Annotated in this window: 13 protein-coding genes and 1 tRNA gene; 8 read left to right on the top strand and 6 right to left on the bottom strand. The window is 65.5% G+C overall.

Annotated elements, in window-relative coordinates; translation table 11 throughout:
• The first annotated feature begins 149 nt into the window (after nucleotides 1–149).
• Both metC and AC5V87_RS20735 read left to right on the top strand, forming a co-directional pair.
• Complete coding sequence (gene metC / locus AC5V87_RS20740; protein ID WP_456838521.1) at nucleotides 150–1,334, top strand: cystathionine beta-lyase; 1,185 nt, start codon at nucleotides 150–152, stop codon at nucleotides 1,332–1,334.
• A gap of 133 nt (nucleotides 1,335–1,467) precedes the next feature.
• Nucleotides 1,468–3,159, top strand: a complete 1,692-nt coding sequence (locus tag AC5V87_RS20735) for a Na/Pi cotransporter family protein (protein WP_495367627.1) — start codon at nucleotides 1,468–1,470, stop codon at nucleotides 3,157–3,159.
• A gap of 92 nt (nucleotides 3,160–3,251) precedes the next feature.
• Here AC5V87_RS20735 and AC5V87_RS20730 read toward each other — a convergent pair whose 3' ends face one another.
• From AC5V87_RS20730 to AC5V87_RS20705, 6 genes are all read right to left on the bottom strand, one after another.
• Nucleotides 3,252–3,590: a lipid-A-disaccharide synthase N-terminal domain-containing protein gene (locus AC5V87_RS20730; RefSeq protein ID WP_456838523.1), complete on the bottom strand. Its 339-nt coding sequence runs from the start codon at nucleotides 3,588–3,590 to the stop codon at nucleotides 3,252–3,254.
• The gene (locus AC5V87_RS20725) at nucleotides 3,587–4,321 is read right to left on the bottom strand and encodes a glycosyltransferase family 2 protein (protein ID WP_456838524.1); all 735 of its coding nucleotides are present in this window, start codon (nucleotides 4,319–4,321) and stop codon (nucleotides 3,587–3,589) included. The genes AC5V87_RS20730 and AC5V87_RS20725 overlap by 4 nt, the downstream gene beginning before the upstream one ends.
• 64 nt (nucleotides 4,322–4,385) lie before the next feature.
• Complete coding sequence (locus tag AC5V87_RS20720) at nucleotides 4,386–5,231, bottom strand: phosphatase PAP2 family protein (RefSeq protein WP_456838525.1); 846 nt, start codon at nucleotides 5,229–5,231, stop codon at nucleotides 4,386–4,388.
• A 1-nt stretch (nucleotide 5,232) separates the two neighbouring features.
• Nucleotides 5,233–6,975 (bottom strand): ArnT family glycosyltransferase, encoded by a 1,743-nt coding sequence (locus AC5V87_RS20715; RefSeq protein ID WP_456838526.1) that lies wholly within the window; start codon nucleotides 6,973–6,975, stop codon nucleotides 5,233–5,235.
• 50 nt (nucleotides 6,976–7,025) lie between these two features.
• Nucleotides 7,026–9,215 (bottom strand): penicillin-binding protein 1C, encoded by a 2,190-nt coding sequence (pbpC, locus tag AC5V87_RS20710; RefSeq protein WP_495367626.1) that lies wholly within the window; start codon nucleotides 9,213–9,215, stop codon nucleotides 7,026–7,028.
• A gap of 8 nt (nucleotides 9,216–9,223) precedes the next feature.
• On the bottom strand, nucleotides 9,224–14,428 hold the full coding sequence (locus AC5V87_RS20705) for an alpha-2-macroglobulin family protein (protein WP_495367625.1): 5,205 nt from the start codon (nucleotides 14,426–14,428) through the stop codon (nucleotides 9,224–9,226).
• A 405-nt stretch (nucleotides 14,429–14,833) separates the two neighbouring features.
• On the opposite strand from AC5V87_RS20705, the gene AC5V87_RS20700 reads away from it, so the two are divergent.
• From AC5V87_RS20700 to AC5V87_RS20675, 6 genes are all read left to right on the top strand, one after another.
• Nucleotides 14,834–14,910: transfer RNA gene (locus tag AC5V87_RS20700), tRNA-Arg, on the top strand.
• A 566-nt stretch (nucleotides 14,911–15,476) separates the two neighbouring features.
• Nucleotides 15,477–16,991 (top strand): IS21 family transposase, encoded by a 1,515-nt coding sequence (istA, locus tag AC5V87_RS20695; RefSeq protein ID WP_495367624.1) that lies wholly within the window; start codon nucleotides 15,477–15,479, stop codon nucleotides 16,989–16,991.
• Nucleotides 16,988–17,800: an IS21-like element helper ATPase IstB gene (gene istB / locus AC5V87_RS20690; RefSeq protein WP_495367623.1), complete on the top strand. Its 813-nt coding sequence runs from the start codon at nucleotides 16,988–16,990 to the stop codon at nucleotides 17,798–17,800. Before istA ends, istB begins: the two co-directional genes overlap by 4 nt.
• 159 nt (nucleotides 17,801–17,959) lie before the next feature.
• On the top strand, nucleotides 17,960–18,247 hold the full coding sequence (locus AC5V87_RS20685) for a hypothetical protein (RefSeq protein WP_495367622.1): 288 nt from the start codon (nucleotides 17,960–17,962) through the stop codon (nucleotides 18,245–18,247).
• A 224-nt stretch (nucleotides 18,248–18,471) separates the two neighbouring features.
• Complete coding sequence (locus AC5V87_RS20680; RefSeq protein ID WP_495367621.1) at nucleotides 18,472–19,056, top strand: ATP-dependent DNA ligase; 585 nt, start codon at nucleotides 18,472–18,474, stop codon at nucleotides 19,054–19,056.
• A 12-nt stretch (nucleotides 19,057–19,068) separates the two neighbouring features.
• Nucleotides 19,069–19,239, top strand: a complete 171-nt coding sequence (locus tag AC5V87_RS20675) for a hypothetical protein (RefSeq protein ID WP_495367620.1) — start codon at nucleotides 19,069–19,071, stop codon at nucleotides 19,237–19,239.
• Nucleotides 19,240–19,253 lie beyond the last annotated feature (14 nt).

Raw genomic sequence — 19,253 nt, 5'->3', positions numbered from 1 at the left:
AATAGCACCTGCGCATCACAGAACGACTGGCGAGCCGGGTCAAGGGGTTGACGGGACTCTTCTGTGTTCTGTTATTAACGGCAGCGGCCGTTCGGCCAGCCCGCGGACGCGATGCGCGCCAGCGGAAACGCTTTTTTGAAAGCAGGCGCATGGATTCCCCGCATCCCCTTCAGCAGCAGGCCGAGACCCGGCTGGTCACCTCCGGCCGCGACACCAAGGCGCAGAAGGGCTTCGTCAATCCGCCGGTGTTCCACGGCTCGACCGTGCTCTATCCGACCGCCGAGGACCTGCACGCCCATCGCGGCGAGTTCACCTATGGCCGCCACGGCACGCCCACCACCAAGGCGTTCCAGGAGACGCTGATGGCGCTGGAGGGGCCGCAATGTGCCGGCGTCGGCATCGTTCCGTCGGGGCTGTCGGCGATCTCCACCACCCTGCTCTCGGTGCTGAAGGCCGGCGACCACATCCTCGTCTGCGACAACGTCTATCGGCCCTCGCGCAATTTCTGCAACGGCATGCTGACCCGCTACGGCGTTGAGACCACCTATTTCGATCCGCTGATCGGCGCCGGCATCGAAAAGCTGTTCAAGCCGAACACGCGCGCGGTGCTGGTCGAGGCCCCGGGTTCGCAATCCTTCGAGATGCCGGACATTCGCGCCATCGCCGAGGTCGCGCATGCGAAGGGCGCGCTCGTGATCGACGACAACACCTGGGCGACACCGCTCTATCACCGCTCGCTCGAGCAAGGCGTCGACATCAGCATGCAGGCGGCCACCAAATATATCGGCGGCCATTCCGACATCATGTTCGGCACCATCTCGGCCAATGCCAGGACCTGGCCGATAGTTGCGGAAGGCATCCGCCTGCTCGGCGTCTGCGCTGGTCCCGATGACGTCTTCCTCGCGCTGCGTGGTCTGCGCACGCTGTCGGTACGATTGGCGCAGCATCATCGTTCAGGCCTCGAGATGGCGCGCTGGCTGGCAGCAAGACCCGAGATCGCACGCGTGCTGCATCCTGGGCTGGAGACCGATCCGGGCCACGCGATCTGGAAACGCGACTTCACCGGCGCGTCGGGCCTGTTCAGCATCGTCTTGAAGCCGGCGCCGCAGAAGGCGGTCGACACCATGCTCAACACGCTCAAGCTGTTCGGCATGGGTTTTTCCTGGGGCGGCTTCGAGAGCCTTGCGATCCCCTTTGACTGCGATGCCTATCGCACCGCGACCAAGTGGGCGCCGGGCGGACCGACTCTTCGTCTCCACATCGGGCTTGAGAGCACCGACGACCTCAAGACTGATCTCGATCGCGGCTTCGCCGCCCTCAAAGCGGCAATGTGAGTCTGTTACAAGGCATCGCGCTGCAGGAACGAGCAACCCACGCAGGCGTTAACGCCGATGCGCCAACAAATGGTTTGAACGTCAAGCGTTTGGCGCTAGCCTCACCAATCGACTCTCAATCCGGACACGGAGAATGGGAACGTTGGTTCTGCTCGATCTAATGGGCGGCGTTGCGCTGTTGTTGTGGGGCCTGCACATGGTCCACAGCGGCATTTTGCGCGCCTTCGGCCCGGACCTGCGGCGGCTGCTCGGCAAGGCGCTTGGCAATCGTTTCAAGGCGTTTGCGGCGGGCCTCGGCCTCACCGCGCTGCTCCAGAGCAGCACGGCGACCGCGCTGATCACCAGCTCCTTCGCCGCCGAAGGCCTCGTCAGCCTCGCCGCCGCGCTCGCGATCATGTTAGGGGCCAATGTTGGCACGACGCTGATCGTGCAGGTGCTCTCGTTCAATATCGCGGCAGTCGCGCCGGTGTTGTTCGTGCTGGGCCTCGTCGCCTTCCGCTCGGGACCGCGTTCGCGGATCAAGGACATTGGCCGCGTCTGTATCGGCCTCGGCTTGATGCTGCTGTCGCTGCACATCCTGCTCGACACGCTGGCGCCGGCGGAGAACGCGCCCGGCATGCGCGTCATGATCTCGGCCATCACGGGCGATCCCGTCCTGTGCATCGTCATCGCCGCACTCGTCACTTGGGCGGTGCATTCGAGCGTCGCCAGCGTGCTGCTGATCATGTCGCTGGCCTATTCGCAGTTCATCACACCCGACGCGGCGCTCGCACTGGTGCTCGGGGCCAATCTCGGCAGTGCCATCAATCCCGTGTTCGAAGGTGCGAGGCGCGACGATCCCGCGAGCTATCGCCTGCCGGTCGGCAATCTCATCAACCGCATCGCCGGAATCGCGATCGTCCTCCCGTTCCTGAACGTGATCGCCGGGCACATGCATGCCTGGCAGCCCGATCTCGCCAAAATGACGGCGGCGTTCCACGTCGCCTTCAATGCCGGTACGGCCGTCATCTTCATCGGGCTGCTCGACACCATGTCGGGCCTCCTGACCCGGCTATTGCCCGATCGCGTCCAGGAGGCGGACCCGGCCCGGCCGCGCTATCTGGACGAGAGTGCGCTGGAGACGCCGTCACTGGCGCTCGCCGACGCCGCCCGCGAAACCCTGCGCATGGGCGACCTCGTCGAGGTCATGCTGCGCAAGGTGATGGCCGCGATGATGACGGGCGACCGGGCGCTGGTCGACCAGGTCACGAAGACCGACAATGCCGTCGACGGCCTCGACGAGGCGATCAAGCTCTACGTGACGAAACTGACGCGGGGCAGCCTCGACGAGAGCGAGGGCCGGCGCGCGATGGAGATCATCTCCTTCGCCATCAACCTCGAGCATATCGGCGACATCATCGACAAGAATTTGAGCGAGCTTGCCACCAAGAAGATCAAGCGGCGCCTGCAATTCTCGGCCGAGGGTGCCGAGGAGCTCGCCGCCTTCCACAAACGCACGATGGACTCGCTGCGCATCGCCTTCGGCGTGTTCATGTCGGGCGACGCCAACGAGGCGCGCAAGCTGCTGGTGGAGAAGACCACGCTCAGGAACACCGAGCTCGCCGCCGTCGAGCGCCATCTCGACCGCTTGCGCGAAGGCCGCCCGGAGACCATCGAGACCACCTCGCTGCATCTGGACGTGCTGCGCGATCTGCGCCGCATCCATTCGCATAGCTGCTCGGTCGCCTATCCTGTGCTGGAGGCAGCCGGCGAGCCCTATCGCCGGACCGAGACCGAGACGGCCACTCTGCCCGCCTCAGGCGCGGCTTCGGCGCTGCCGCGCTAAAGCGCGATGAGATTGGGCTGAATCGTCATCGCGCTTTAGGCATGATTGCCGCCGCTGCGCGCGACGGCACCGGCGAAACGCGCCGCCTTTGGTCACCGCTCCAGCGTCTTCGAGGCGCGGCCGCGGTTCTTCCAGATCAGCATGATGTTGCGGACATAGATAATCGTGGCCAGCGCCTGTCCGAGAATGATGACCGGTTCGCGCTTCACGACGCCGTAGACCAGCGTCATCAGCCCGCCCCCCATGGAGCAGAACCAGAACGCCATCGGCACCACGCTGTTGCCGGCGCGTTCGCTCGCGATCCACTGCACCAGGAAGCGCGCGGTGAAGAACAGCTGCGCGACGAGCCCGAACGCCAGCCAGAAATCGAACTTGGCGACGAAAACGTCGTAAAGATAATTGCTCAGCGCCTGACCGTATTGAATGATCATGCGTTCACCTCGGTCACCTCTGGTGTCGGCTTCTTGCGACGGATCAGCCACCACACGCCAGCGAGGTCCATGATGCCGATCCACAGCCGGTCGAAGAAACCATAGTTCGACACGCCGGAATGGCGTGGCCGGTCGATCACGTCGATATAGGCAATATCGAAGCCTTCGCGGCGGACCAACGCCGGCAGGAAGCGGTGCAGACCGTCGAAATAGGGCATCATCAGGAAGATATCGCGCCGGAACGCCTTCAGCCCGCATCCGGTATCGCGCGTGCCGTCCTTGAGGATCGCGTTGCGGACGCCATTGGCGACGCGCGACTGAAGCTTCTTGAAACCGGTGTCCTTGCGGCCGACGCGTTGTCCCGCGGCGAGCCCGACATTGCTGCCCTTCTCGACCGCGGCGATCAGTTCCGGCAGGAACGCCGGGTTGTTCTGGCCGTCGCCGTCGAGCGTCGCCACGATCTGCCCGCGGGCCGCGCGCACGCCGCTGCGCACCGCCGCCGACTGGCCGCCCGACTTAGCGTGGCGGAGCTGCCGCAGATTGTCCCGCTGCTTCATCATCGCCACCAGGCGCTCGCCGGTCGCGTCCGTCGAGCCGTCGTTGACGTAGATGATCTCGTAGGCCCAGCGGCCATCGAGCGCCGCGCAGATCTCGGCGATCAGCGGCGCGATGTTGTCGGCTTCGTTGCGCACGGGAACGACGATGGAAACCGAAGGCTGGGACGTCGACAAAGGAGGCTCGTGGTTTGGAATGGGCCTGCCCTCAAGGAACCGGCGGTCCCAAGAGCAGCCGCTTTTATGGGGCAGATGCCCCGCGGGCAACCCTTTTGAGGCGGCCCGAATCCGCCCCCGGAAGAGGCACAATGGTGCCGTCGGCCCGGATCGCAAAGGCCAGCCTGCGGGCCGCGAACCAGTAACGGACCGCCATCGCCCCGACCATGCCCAAGAGGGCGCCGGCGGTGACGTCGCTCGGGTGGTGCGCGAGCAGCACTAGGCGCGTCAGCAGGATCACGATTGCGTAAGTGAACATGAACACGCGCAGCCGCGGCCACAGCGCCGACACCGCGAACGCCAAGGCGAACGCCGTCACCGCATGGCCAGACGGCAGGCTGGCGTAAGCCCCGGTCCCCTCGAACGGGATGAAGTTGAACGGATTGGCCACGCCGCCGACGAACGGACGTCCGCGCCCGATGAGATATTTCAGGATCTCGGCAACGAATACCGACAGAGCAACGGACAGGAACAGGTACTGGAGCCGCGTGCCAAAGCCGAGCAGCAGCGCGCGGCGCGTGCCGTGAAGGCCGGCCGCAACGAGCGCCACGACCACCAGCGCGGCGCCGAGCACCGAGAGCACATACTCGTCCTTGCCGAAATCGGTGAGGATGCGGACCGGCCACAGGCTTGGCGTGCCGCGCGCCGGCATCAGCTGGATCTCGGTCAGGTCGAAAGCGACCATCAGCACGATGATCAAGGCCGCGCCCGCCGCGCTCAGCCAGAGCGAATGCCGTGCCAGCTTGCGCGCGGCAGCCGCGCGGCGCGAATGCGACGGTGCACGCACGAGCTGCGCCAGCGCGCGTCCGGACACGGCGAACAATTGTGCAGGATAGCTCGCACGCGCCGCGATGTCGCTCGCTGCCGACATCCTACTCGGTGCCTTCCGAACGGAAGATCGAGATCGAGATCGGCCGCCCTTGCGAGAAATTGTAGCCGTCGATGCGCGCGCCGACCTTGTAGCGCAGCCCGATCGCCTCGGCGCGCTGCACGAAGCTGCGCTCCGAGCGCTGCTCGATCAGCGCGAAGCGGCAGCTTCCCTGCCGCAGGAAGTCTGCCGCACCGGAGCCATCGGTGAGCAATGTCTGCGTGCCCGTGAGGAACACCAGGCTCGGCTCGTGATAGCCGGCAGCCGCCGCCTTCGGTCCGACGCAGCTGACGTTGCGCAGCGCGCGCGCCACCTCGATACTCGGAAACAGCGGGGTCAGCGAGGGCAGCACGATGCCCCAGACCACGACCGCCAGCATCAGGGCGGCGACCAGTGCATTCAGCACCGACCGCTCGGCGCGGTTGGTGTCGAACAGCCACCAGGCGAACAGGCCGAAGATCAGCGAGGCCGCGATGAACGGCCAGGCGACGAAGGCCGGCTGCCGCGTCAGCATGACCGCGCCGACCACCGCGATGATCGAAGCCGCCGCGGGGATCGCGAACCACCAGGCCGAGCCGCGCGCGAGCCAGGAGCGCGACAGCACGTTCCGCTCCAGCGCGCCAACTGTGAGGATCGCAATCGCCGGATAGAGCGGCAGCACGTAATGCGGCAGCTTGGTCAACACCGCCTCGAACACGATCCAGGACGGGATCAGCCAGGCCAGCAGGAACTGCGCGCCGGGCTCGCGACGCGCCCGCCACACCGCAGGCGCCGCCATCGCCGCGAGCGGCGCGCCCGGCCAGAACGTGATCCAGAACAGCGCAAGGTAAAGCCCGGGCGGCGCGCCATGGGATTCCTGGGCGCCGATCTTGCTCAGCATGTCGCCGCCGACGGAGTCCGCAAAGAAGGCGTCGCCCGCGCGCCAGAAGATCGCGACGAACCAGGGCAGCACCAGCACCAGCGTCCACATCAGGCCCCAGAGCGGGCGCAGCTTCCACAGCCAGGAGGCATCGCGATCCAGGATTGCCAGCGCGATGATGGTCAGGCCGGCGAACATCAGGATCAGCGGACCCTTGATCAGAATGCCGACCGCGAGCGCGGTCCAGAAGATCGCGGGCCAGCTCCACGGTGGATGCGTCTCGTCCTCGGCGCGTTGCCAGGACAGATAGGCGCGCGACATCGCGCCCATCGCGGCGGTCACGCAGAACAGCAGCATCGCGTCGGTCTTTGCCAGCCGAGCCTCGACACCGAGCAGCACGGAGGCGCACATCAACAGCGCAGCGAGCACCGCGGCGCGCCGCGTGACGAAGCCGAGCGCGGCCCAATAGGTCATGAGCACCGCGCCGATCGCCCCTAACAGCGAAGGAATGCGGTAGACCCAGATCCGCAATTCGGCCTTCGGCAGTTTGAGCGCCGTGGCAGCTTCAACCGCGGCCGACTGCAACCAGTAGATGCCAACCGGCTTCTTGTAGCGGACGTCCTCCTGGAAGCGGATGTCGACATAGTCGCCGCTCTCGACCATCTGCTTGGTCGCCTGCGCAAAGCGCGCCTCGTCGCGGTCGACCGGCGGGATGGTGAAGAAGCCCGGCAGGAACAGCAGCAACGCGCACAGCACCAGGAAGCCGGCCGCGCGGGCATGGCTGGACGTGACGGCGTCGAGCAGCGACACCAGCCGGCTGCCCGGATCTACGGGCGCTTTGGGCTCGCGGGGCGCTCCAAAACGGGGAGGTGGGTAGGTCTCGGCCATTGGTTCCGCTTACGCTGAAACCGCCATCGCCACAACCGCTTAAGCCAGGGTTATTGAATTCGAATGACAACTGTGTCCGCGGCGCCCGTGGCATCGATCACGGTGAGCCGCGCAAAGCCGGGGCCGGGCGGATCGATCAGGCGCTGGCGCCGGCCGTCGATCTCGCCGCGCGAGGTTCCATTGACCATCACTGTCATGGGCAGGACGCCGCCGGCGACCTTGACGGGCATGGCGGCGGCTTCCGGGCCGCCGGAGCGATCGACATCGATCCGCGAGCCGTTCAGCGGAAACTGGATGTGCAGCGCCTGCTCGCCCCCGGTCCGCACCAGTTCCCCGATCGGCCGGAACCGTTTCAGCGGCAGCGGCAGCTTGGCGTTGCTAGCCATCAGGGTTCCCTTCGGCGGCTTCGGCAGCGGGGCCAGCGTCTTGCCGGTGCGGGCGAAAGCGTCGAACAGGATCGGAGCTGCGGCGACGCGCCCGATCAGCCCGGGAACCGGGGCGCCGTCGGGCCGGCCGACCCAGACACCGATGGTCATGCGGCCATCGAAGCCGACCGACCAGGCATCGCGATAGCCGTAAGACGTGCCGGTCTTGAACGCGATGCGGTTGTGAGCGGCATTCTCCGGCGGCGGCGTGCCGAGCAGCACGTTGCCGACCTGCCAGGCCGCGGCCTGGTCCAACAGCCGCATCGGCTCGCGGTCGTCCTTGGCCGCGATGACCTCGCGCAGCGGCTTGGTGGTGCCGAGCCGGGCGAAACCCGTGTAGAGCTGGGCAAGGTCCTGGAGCGTCACGCCAACGCCGCCAAGACCCATGGCAAGGCCCGGCGCCTCGTCCTTGGGCAGCACGAGACTGCCGCCGGCCTGGCGCAGCCGCGAGACCAGCCGGCTCGCGCCGACGCGGTCGAGCAGCACGATCGCCGGCACGTTCAGCGACAATTGCAGCGCCTTTTTCACCGGCACCGTGCCCTGGAACGTCATGTCGAAATTTTCCGGCGCGTAGGAGCCGAAGCGGACCGGACGGTCGTCGATCAGGCTGTCGGGATGGACGAACCCGTCCTCGAAGGCGAGGCCATAGATGAACGGTTTCAGCGTCGAGCCCGGCGAGCGGACGGCACGGGTCATGTCGACCTGCCCTGCCCGGCTCTCGTCGAAATAATCGGCCGATCCGACGCGCGCGAGCACGTCGCCGCTCTCATTGTCGACCACGATGATGCCGACCGAGATGTTCGGCCCCAGCGCAATCGCGCGGTCGTGGGCCAGCGGCTCCAGCACCTTCTGCAAGGTCGCATCCAGCGTCAACTTGATGACCGGCGTCTCTTTGACGGTCGCAAGCGCGGAATCCGAGGCATGCGGCGCCAGGATCGGCATCGGTTTGCGCAGTTTTGGCACGGGCGCGGCCTTGGCCTGCGCCGCATCCTCAGGGCTGACGACATGCTCCGCGACCATGCGATCGAGCACCCGATCGCGCGCCTTGCGCGCCGTCTCGGGATAGCGGTCGAGCCGGCGCGTCTCCGGCGATTGCGGCAGGGCGACCAGCAAGGCAGCTTCGGAGAGCGAGAGGCGTTTCGGCTCCTTGCCAAGATAGGCGATCGAGGCGGCGCGGATGCCTTCGAGATTGCCGCCGTAAGGCGCGAGCGCGAGGTAGAGGTTGAGGATCTCAGCTTTGCTCATGCTGCGCTCCAGCTCGATCGCGCGGACGATCTGGTGCAGCTTGGTATAAAGTGAGCGCTGCCGCCGCGGCTCCATCAGCCGGGCGAGCTGCATCGAGATGGTCGAGCCGCCGGACACGATCTGGCCGCGCGTTCCCAGCTGCAACGCGGCGCGTCCGAGCGCGAGCGGATCGAGGCCGTTATGGGCGTAAAAGCGCTGGTCCTCATAGGCGAACAGCAGTTTCAGGTAGGTCGGATCGACGTTCGTTTTGGCATCGACCGGCAACCGCCACCGCCCATCCGCCATCGCGTAGGCGCGGAGAAGCTTTCCGTTGCGATCGACGACCGTGGTCGAGACCTGCCGCGCCTCGTCGAGCGGGAGAGAACCAAGGGAATAGACCCATGCGACGAAGCCGATGACGCCGAGGATGAAGGTGAGCGCGAGGGCGGAGAGCGCGCGAGGGCCCCTGCCTTTCGCTCCGCTGCTGTCATTCCGGGATGGTCCGAAGGACCAGACCCGGAATCTCGAGATTCCGGGTTCGGTGCTTTGCGCCGCCCCGGAATGACGAGATACGTTGTCAGCCTCGCTCATCCCACCACTCACTTCGCCGCCCGCACTTCGACACTGCCCGTGCCCGTCCGGCCGTAGCGTGAGGGGTTGTACATGTCCTCGACATGGGCCTGCGGCAGCACGTATTTGCCGGGCGAGACCGCCCGCACGACATAGGCGACGGTGAACACCGCCTTGGAATCCGAGGTCCGGTCCACGGCCGCGGTGAAGCGGTCGTCGCGGAACTCGGTATCCTCGAGCTCCTCGCCGTCCTCGATCCAGTCCAGCGTGCCGCTGTCGCCCGACGAGACCAGCTTCGGATTGTCGATCTCCAGACCCGCCGGCAGATAGTCGGACACCATGATGTGGCCGTACTCCGGTTTCGCTTCCGTGATCTTCAACACGACGGCGAAGCGATCGTTCTGCTTGACCTTGCTGATATCGGCGGGCTTGCCCTCGAGCGTGAAGTAGTTGCGCTCGATCTTGAACCCGGCAGAGGCGGCCGGCTCCGGCGTCACCGGCGAGCCCGACACCGAGACCACCGCCTGTACCGGTGCGTCGCCAGTGTTGGTGATCTTCAGCGGCTTGCCGCTCAGCGTGTCCGCCTTGTAGCTGCGATAAAGCGCAGTCTTGACCGGCTGGCCGTCGACCTCGATCGAGAGGTTCTCCTTGGCCAGCGCCCGCGCCGCCAGCACCAGCCACGCATTCTCCTGCGTGGAGGTGTAGGGCGTCAGCCCCCGCGCGACTTCCACCCGCGAGACCGCCTGCGTCAGCGTCGCCTTCGGCGCGTTGCCTTCGCTGGCAAGCGAGACCAGCGCTGCGGCATCGCGGAGCTGCGAGCCGTAGTCGGTGCGACCGAACTCAAGCACGGGCTTCGGCGCAAGGCTGTCGAGGGCGGCGCCGTAGACCCGCTCCGCGCGGTTGCGGTCGCCGACCAAAGCGAGCGCCGCCGCAAGCTGAGATTTGGCGATCGGCGTCGCCAGATTGTTCAGCTTGGTGTCGGCGAGATAGCGGAGGTCGCCGATCGGCGCCGCGCCGTTGCGGGCGAGCACGTAGAGACCGTAGGCGAGATCGCGGCCACCGTCCTTCTCCGGCTCGTTGCCGTTGACGACGGAGTTGCGGATGCGGTCCAGCGCGTTCTTGAACAGGACATCCGGCACCACAAAACCCTTTTCGCGGGCGCGGGTCAGGAAGTCCGTGACGTAGGCATCGAGCCAGGCATCGTCGCCGCCCGCCGACCACAGGCCGAACGAGCCGTTGGCGCCCTGACGCGCCAAAAGCCGTTCGATCGCGTCGCGGATGCGTTGGTCGACCTCGGTGTCCATGGCGAGATGCGCGCCGGCCGCGAGCTCGTTGACATAGAGCAGCGGCATGGCGCGGCTCGTGATCTGCTCCGAGCAGCCATAGGGGTAGCGGTCGAGCGCTTTGAGGATCGTCGCGGCGTCGAGTGCGGTCGACAGGCTCGCCGAAACCGAGACGCTGCCGGTGCCCGGCACGAGATCGGAGAACATGTCCGAGGTCAGCGTCAGGCTCTCGCCCTTGGCGAGGGTGCGGATCGAGCGCCGTGCCAGCACCTGTGTTGCCGCCTTGACGTCGAACGCATAGTGGCGCGCCAGCGCAAGGCCATTCGGTCCCCTGATGTCGACATCGAGCGTCGCCTGCCCCGCCGCGGTCGCATCGAGCGCGAGCGAGAACGCGTTGCGCTGCTTGGCGGCCAGCTTGACCGTGGTTGCGGGATTGCCGGTCATCTTCACCGGGCCGCCGGTCTTGACGTTGACGACGTAGTCGCCGGCCTGGCCCTCGACATTGTCGATCTCGAGATTGACCGTGCCGTGGTCGCCATTGAGCAGGAAGCGCGGCAGGGTCGTGGTCAGGACCACGGGATCGCGGATCACCACGTCGGTGTTGGCGCGGCCGAGTTTTGTCGCGGTCCACGCCACCGCCATGACGCGCGCCGTGCCGGCGAACTCCGGAATGTCGAAGCTCACCTCGGCGGTGCCGTCGGCACCAACGGTCACAATGCCCGAATAGAGCGCCAGTGGCTTCTGCGCAGGCGGCGAGCCCTGGAGCTCGGCGGCTCCGGCGTCACCGCCGGACTTGATCTGGCCGCGCGTGCCCGACATCCCGTCGATCAGCTGCCCATAGAGATCGCGGATCTCCGCGGTCAGGCGGCGCTGGCCGAGATAGTAATCGTCCGGCGCCGGGGGCTTGTAATTGGTGAGGTTGAGGATGCCGACATCGACCGCGGCGATCACGACCTTGGCGTCCTCGCCGGGATTGAGCCCGTCGAGCTTGACCGGGATCTTCAGCGTCGCATTAGGACGGATCAGCGCCGGCGGCGTCAGCTTCACGGCAAGCGTACGGGTCTGCTTGTCGATGCCGAACCATTTCAGGCCGATCGCGCGGCCCGGCATGCGCTGCGCGGCCGCGTCGAGCGGACGGCGCAAGGTCGCCACCACATAGGCGCCGGTGCCCCAATCCTTGCCGACCGGCAGCTTGACCTGGGCGGTACCCTCCTTGACGTCAATGGTCTGCGTCGTGAGCAGGCGGTCGCCGAGCACGTTGACGGTGAGCTTGCCGGCGGAGCGGACATTGACCGACACGGTCATGGTGTCGCCGGAGGCGTATTGCGGCTTGTCGATCGAGGTCTCCAGGAGGTCCGGCGTGTCGGCGCTGCCGTCGGAATACCAGCCCACGTCGAACTGCACCGAGGTTACCGGGCCGTCGGCATCGTTCGACTTCACATCCAGCCGGTAGCGGCCGGGCTGCGGGCTGAGCGAGATCCGCGCCGGCTTGTCGGCCGTAACAGTGACGTCACCGTCGGCGACGCGCGAGGTCGACTTGACCGGCTCGTACTCCCAGTAATTGTTCTGGCGATACCATTGGTAGCGCGACTCCATCTTCAGGAGCTCGTAGCGCAATCCGTCGCGGCGCAGCCGCTCGCCCTCGGGCGAGACGAACACGACGTCGAACTCGGCCTTGTCGCCCTCGGCGACGTTCTTGTCGCCGAACAGCGGCTTGATCCCGATCTGCGCTGCGGCGGGCGCGACCGGCAGCACGATCTTGCGCTCGACGGCGCGGCCGCCGGTCTCGACCATGCGGACGAAGATCTGCGCCTCCTGTGGACGCGTCGATGCCGGCTGCTTGTCCAACGTCACCGGGAATGTCGCGACGCCGTTGGCGTCGGCCTCCGGCAAATTCTCAAGCGGCGTGCGCTCGTTTGAGGTGGTCTCCTCGTCGGCAACGCCGAACTGGTAGCCGGCAAAGCCCGGACGCTCGCTTGCGGGCGCGATCAGCATATCGCCCTCGAGCGCGAGGCCGGCGGCCGGCGCGCCATAGAGGAAATGGCCGTTCGCCTTAAGCTCCACAGGAGCGTTAGCTTTGATCAGCTTGTCCTTGGCGGACAAGTCGAATTCGATCCGATCGGGGACGTAATCCTCGACCATGAAGGTGGTCTCGCCGACCGAGTTGCCCTTCGGATCAGTGAAGGCACGCACCCGCCAGGTCCCGGTCGGGACGGCCGAGTTGAGCGGCACGGCGAGCGTGCGGCCGCCGGCGCCCTGGTCGGCCAGCACGGCGCGGCGGAATTCGACGCCGTCGGGGCGCTCGATCACCAGGGTCAGCGGCCCGCCTGTCACCGCATTGCCTTGCCCGTCGCGAAGCAGCGCCGTCAGGAATACCGTCTCGCTGGAGCGGTAGACGCCGCGCTCGGCATAGACGAAAGCGTCGGCGCCCGCGGGCACCGCGCGCCCCGAAACGCCGCGATCCGAAAGGTCGAAGGCCGATGTCTTCAGGCTGAGGAAAGCGTAGTCGGCCTTCTCGCCGGTGACGGTCAGCAGCGCCGGTGACAGACCACCCTCGCCGCGCGCAAGGCCCGCCTCGAACAGCACGTGGCCGCTGTCGTCGGTCTTGCGGCTCGCCAGGATCTCGTTGTTACGGGCAACCAGCCGCACCTCGGCCTTGCCGACCGGATCGGTCGAGGCCAGCGAGTTGACGAAGACATGGATGCCGTCATTGCCGGAATAGGCTGTCACCCCGAGATCGGAGACGATGAACCATTGCGTGGCGAGCTGGTAATCATCATCCGAGCCCGGGCCCTTGGCGGCGGCGGTCATCACATAGACGCCCGGCTGGAGCTCGCCGAGCGCTTGATCGACCGGGAATGCCGTGGTGACGTCCTGGTTCAGATTCATCGCGGTCGCAAGCTCGCCGGACCAGACCTTGACGCCGCGCTCGTCGCCGAGATCGCCGAGCAGATATTTGGTCAGCATCTTCTGGAAATCGCTGTCCACCACCGTGTTGATCAGGTTGCGGTCGCCGATCCGGAAGACGTTGATGTTGACCGCGGGCGTGTTGACGCTGACCACGGGAATGCCGCGCTGCCCGGTCCTGGGCAGCACATACGCGCGGCTGGTGAAGCGCACGAAGGGCTTGCGGTCGCGCACATAGATGTTGAACTCGGCCGATTTCGGCAGGCCTTCCTTGACGGTGGACGGCAGGCCAGCGCGCAGATTGATGTTGTAGCGCTCGCCGTGCTTGAGGCCGTCGACGCAGAGCTGCTTGCCCTCGGCCGACAGCGCCGGCTTGTCCTGGCCCGCGAGAGCCAGGAACGGCGCGAAGTCGGTGCGCTTGGCGAGTTCCTCGGAGAACTGGAAGCAGGCGCGCGGGCTCGCCGAATCCGAGTCCACTGTATAGTCGAGCAGCCGGAAGCCGTGCTCGTCGCGCATTTTCTCGTACTGGCCGCGGACGTCGGCGACCTCGCGCGCCTCGAGCGACAGCCGCAGCGCATCCAGCGCCGGCCGCCACAGCTTGCGTTCGGCCAGCGACTTGCCGAGCACGGCGAGCGCATCGGCCTCCTCACCCGGATTGCCGGCGCGCTGGTAGGCGATGTAGGCGGCGGTCGAGGCGCGCTCCAAAAGGAAGGTCTGCTCGCTCGAGTTCTTGGGCCAAATCTGGAAGATCACCTTGGCGAGCCGCAGCCAGTTGCCGGCATCGTCGGGCGTGGTCGCCGCGATCTGGCCGAGCACGGACAGTCCGGTGCGGTAGTCATTACGGCGGAAGGCGGCGTCGGCGTCCGTCTTGAGCGTCGCATTCGTCTTGGCGACCGGCCCCGCCTCGCTCTTTATCTGGGCCTCCAGCTTGATGGCGGAATCGGCGAGATCGTCGCGTTTGAACGCTTTGTCGGCGGCTTGCGCAGCCGAAAGGCCGAGCGCCAGCGTGGCGCAGATTGTGACGGCGCGAACAAGACCGATCATGATGGACTCCCGGAAAACGCGGACGAACGCCGCGGCGGCAAACGAAATGCGCGGAAAGGTGACGGACTCAAGGCGATGGAACCGAAGGTGCAAATCGTCGCATTCGCCATGACAAGGCAAGCCTAGAGGAGAGCGGCCGCAATGTCGCTACGCACGCCGTCCTGATGGCGCAGCAACACCTAGCCAGTCGACCGGCAGCCGTGTCCCGGAAGCTCTTCAGCGCTTCCCGGCGATGTGAACCATCGTCCGTTGCGCTGCCGCTCAACCCGGCACCCTGACACCCCGCCGTTCCGCTTTGTCGCGGCATCGAGGAAATCGGTTCGGTTCAGACTTGGCGAAACACCAGATTTTTCATATTGGCATGTTAGGTGGATGGCCGCCCCCTGAACCGGGGCGGCTCAAGACGGTCCCGTAGCTCAACTGGATAGAGTAGCGGATTTCTACTCCGCGGGTTGCAGGTTCGAGTCCTGCCGGGATCGCCAAATTTTTCACTAGCAAAACAAGAGCTTGGGGCCGTTGCAGCTTCGTTCTGCGTGGCAATCCGTGTTGCGCAGCGCTTCAACTCGCTAGCAGCAAATTCAACGCGTTACGCGACATTACAAACTGCTCCACGCAACACGGCGGCAACACGAGCTTTCGCGATATGTTCACCGGAGGCGCGTCATGATTGGTGTCTGGTTCATCGGCGCCGTTCTGCTGCTGATTGCGGCCGCTGTGCTTGGCCTCCTGGCGATCGTCGTGAAAGCTCAGCAACACGATCCGGGGATCGAATAGCCGCGTTCTCCACACCCACGATAGGCAGTGGTTCGCGCGCGCTGCGGACCGCTAGGAATCGATAATTTGCGAGCTACTGTCGCGCGGCGATCAGGATGGAAGGCAGCGTCATTCAAGGTGAGAGAGTTTCGCTGGGCTCGTGACGTAGGGAGGGCGTAGCCCGACCGGAGTTACGAGCCCAGCGTCGGCGCGATCCCGAGGAGGACCGCGCCGACTGGTGATCGCGGCCGGCGGGGTTATGCAAGTGGTTCTTCCGCCAAGAGGAATCACTCGCTTGCCCGGCCGACACATCACAGATCACCAGATGAGGCTCTACATGAAGTACCGTCAGACCGATAGCCCGCCAGTGGCGGCGGCCAAGGCGTCATTCAGTGCGTCGACCGCCTATCGGATCGAGAGAGATCCCCGATTTCCATCGCAAAGGAAGGCGCCCCGCGGCCGGCGACGACCGGACCCGTTGAGCGACGTGTTCGAGACCGAGATCGTCCCGATCCTGAAGGCGGCCCCTGGCTTACGCCCGGTGGCGGTGTTCGAGGAGATGCTACGGCGTCATCCGGATCTCGGCAGCGGTATCCGTCGTACCCTGGAACGTCGGATCCGTGCATGGCGGGCGGTCCACGGCGAGGAGCAGGAGGTGATCTTCCGCCAAACCCACGAGCCTGGCCAGCTCGGCCTCTCCGACTTCACCGACATGGGCGAGTTGGGTGTGACGATCGCGGGTGCTCCGTTGGATCATCGTCTCTATCACTTCCGTTTGGCCTATTGCGGGTTCGAGCACGCCCACGTCGTGCTTGGCGGCGAGAGCTTCGTTGCCCTGGCCGAAGGCCTGCAGAATGCCCTCTGGTCGCTGGGTGGGGCGCCGCGGGAGCATCGGACCGACAGTCTGTCGGCCGCATTCTGCAATCTCGATCGTGATGCACGGGACGATCTGACGCAGCGATACGAGGCCCTTTGTGCCCACTACGGCATGCGGCCTTCCCGCAACAATCGAGGCGTTGCTCACGAGAATGGTTCGATCGAAGGCCCCCACGGTCATCTCAAGCGAGCAATCGCGGACGCCTTGCTGCTGCGCGGAACTGTCGACTTCGACGATCTTGCCACCTATCGCGGCTTCATCGACGAGATCGTCAGCCGCCGCAATGCCCGCAAGGCCAAGCGGATCGATAGCGAGCGCATGGAGTTGCAGGAGCTGCCCGATCGCCGCACCTCGGACTACGAAGAGGTGATCGTCCGCGTGACATCGTCCGGCGGCTTCACCCTGCGCAAGGTGTTCTACACGGTGCCATCGCGCCTGATCGGTCACCGGCTGCGGGTGCGCCTTTACGACGATCGTCTCGACGTGTTCGTCGGCGGCACCCATCTCGTCACCCTGCCGCGTGGGCGGCCGCATCCCAATGGCAAGTACGACCAGGTCGTCGATTATCGGCACGTGATCCATTCCCTGCGGCGCAAGCCGATGGCGCTTCTCAATCTGGTCTACCGAGATCGGCTGTTCCCGCGCGATGCCTATCGGAAGACCTTCGATCGCTTGCGCGAACGCTTGCCGGACAAAAAAGCCTGCCGGATCATGGTCGATCTTCTCGCGCTCTCTCATGAGCGCGGCTGCGAGGCCGAACTCGCCGATCAGCTCACCGCCGACCTCGACGCCGGCCGACTGCCCGACCTCAACCGGCTACGTGCTCACTTCGCCCCCGATCCCGCCAACCTGCCGAACGTCGTGGTGCAGCTCGTGCCGCTTGCGACCTACGAATGCCTCATCGGTACCGCCGAGACCGGAGGTGCCGCATGACCGTAACGAACACGGTTGATGCCGCGCGCCTCAATCTGTTGCTCAATGAGCTCCGGCTGCCTGCCATCAAGGTGCTGTGGGCGCAATTTGCCGAACAGTCCGACAAGGAAGGCTGGCCGGCCGGCCGCTTCCTCGCGACCATCGCCGAGCACGAGATCGCCGAACGCGGCCGCCGTCGGATCGAACGACACCTTGTCGAAGCACGTTTGCCCGCCGGAAAGACCTTCGACAGCTTCGACTTCGAAGCCGTGCCGATGATCTCGAAGGCGCAGGTGATGGCGCTCGCCGCCGGTGACAGCTGGCTGGGCAAGGGCGCCAATTTGCTGTTGTTCGGGCCGCCCGGCGGCGGAAAGAGCCACTTGGCGGCAGCGATCGGCCTGGCCCTCATCGAGAACGGATGGCGCGTCCTCTTCACCAGGACCACTGATCTCGTGCAGAAGCTCCAGCTGGCGCGACGCGAGCTTAACCTCGAGGCGGCCATCAATCGTCTCGATCGCTTCGATCTCCTGATTCTTGATGATCTCGCTTACGTTACCAAGGATCAGGCCGAGACCAGCGTGCTGTTCGAGCTCATCAGCGCACGCTATGAGCGCCGCGCGATGCTGATCACCGCCAATCAGCCATTCGGCGAATGGAACAGGGTCTTCCCGGACCCCGCCATGACCCTGGCCGCTATCGATCGCCTCGTTCACCACGCCACCATCGTCGAGATGAACGTCGAGAGCTATCGCAGACGGACCGCCCTCGAACGAAAACGCGGTCCCGGACGGCCGCCATCGCACGCGACACCCAAAACCGTCGCTGATTGACGCTGCGCGACAATCAGAGTTCAACAAAACTCTTGCGCGCGACAATCATCGCGGCAATCATCATCAGGCCGCGACACTACCTCGCTATCCTGATTGCCGCGCACTTCCTACCCAGATTGCCGCGCTACAAGCTACTTACGATGCCGCTTTGATGATGGCATGCCTCGCCCTGTACGACGACACACGCCCACTCACGCCGATGGCCGGCCGCGCAAGATCACGTTCGGAGAGATGCGCGAGATGGGCCTGACTGGCGTGCTCATCTACTGCCATTGCGGCCATCACGTTGCTCTCGATGCCGGCCGCTGGCCTGATGATGTTCGGTTATCCGATCTCGAGCCGCGGTTCGTCTGTCAGGGATGCGGATCACGCGGCGCCGACGTTCGGCCGGACTTTGAGCGAGGCAACCCGCGGCTTGCGATCATGGGGCTACGCAATAGCCAATAACGCTAGATCTCGAGTCGGCCCCGGCCCGGGGGGGGCTGTCTGGGGTGTAGGCCGGGGCCTCTGGGGATGCCCGGCGTCGGTTGCACCGAGCACAGCCAAGCCTACTCACAGGCCAAAAGGCTGCTCTGTTCGCTTTCGCACGGTTCCCACTGCATATTTTCCCGGTCGATTCACATAGGTCTCGCAAAAACCTGCCCGGGCTCCTATCTGCGGCAAGCATGCGTATGGCGTACGAGCTCTGCCTGGCGACCGCCGGCAAGCAGGTCCCATCAGGACCGGACTGGATTCACGAAGTAAAGCACGATGGCTATCGGATGCTGGTCATCCGGGAGAATGACAGCGTGCGCCTGTTGTCTCGCAACGGCACCGACTGGACGAAACGCTATCCGTGGATCGCGGAGGCGGCCCTGAAGAACCGGCAAAAGCGGTTTGTGATCGACGGGGAGGCTGTCATCCTTGGCGTCGACGGCATCAGCGACTTCAACGCGCTGCACAGCCGACAATACGACCATGAGGTGCAGCTCTACGCCTTCGATATCCTTGCGATGGGCGGCGATGATCTGCGGCCCCTGCCCCTTCACATGCGCAAAGCAAACCTGCAGCGGCTATTGGCGCGGCGGCCGGACGGCATCAGCATGGCCCCCTTTGAGCGGGGGGAGATCGGGCCCGACCTGTTTCTGGCCGCCTGCCGTATGGGACTTGAGGGCCTGGTTTCTAAGCATCGCGATCGGCCCTATCGTGGCGGTCGGCAGAAGCACTGGATCAAGGTCAAGAACCGGAGCCATCCCGCGATGGGGCGTGAGCTCTGATCGGAGGCAACCATGCCCATCGAGTTCTATCGCGGCGAGCCCCTCGATCCGGATCAACTCGAAGAACTTCGATTGCAGATCGAAAGCTTCGACACCATTGAGGTCGTCGACCCAGAGATCCGCGCCATCGTTAAGCGCAATTGGCCCCACCTGCTCGCGAAGCTACCGCCGGAGGAGCCCTAACGGATGGAACAGCG

Source organism: Bradyrhizobium sp. SOJA106 (assembly GCF_059448745.1).
This window is presented reverse-complemented; position numbering and strand designations above follow the sequence as displayed.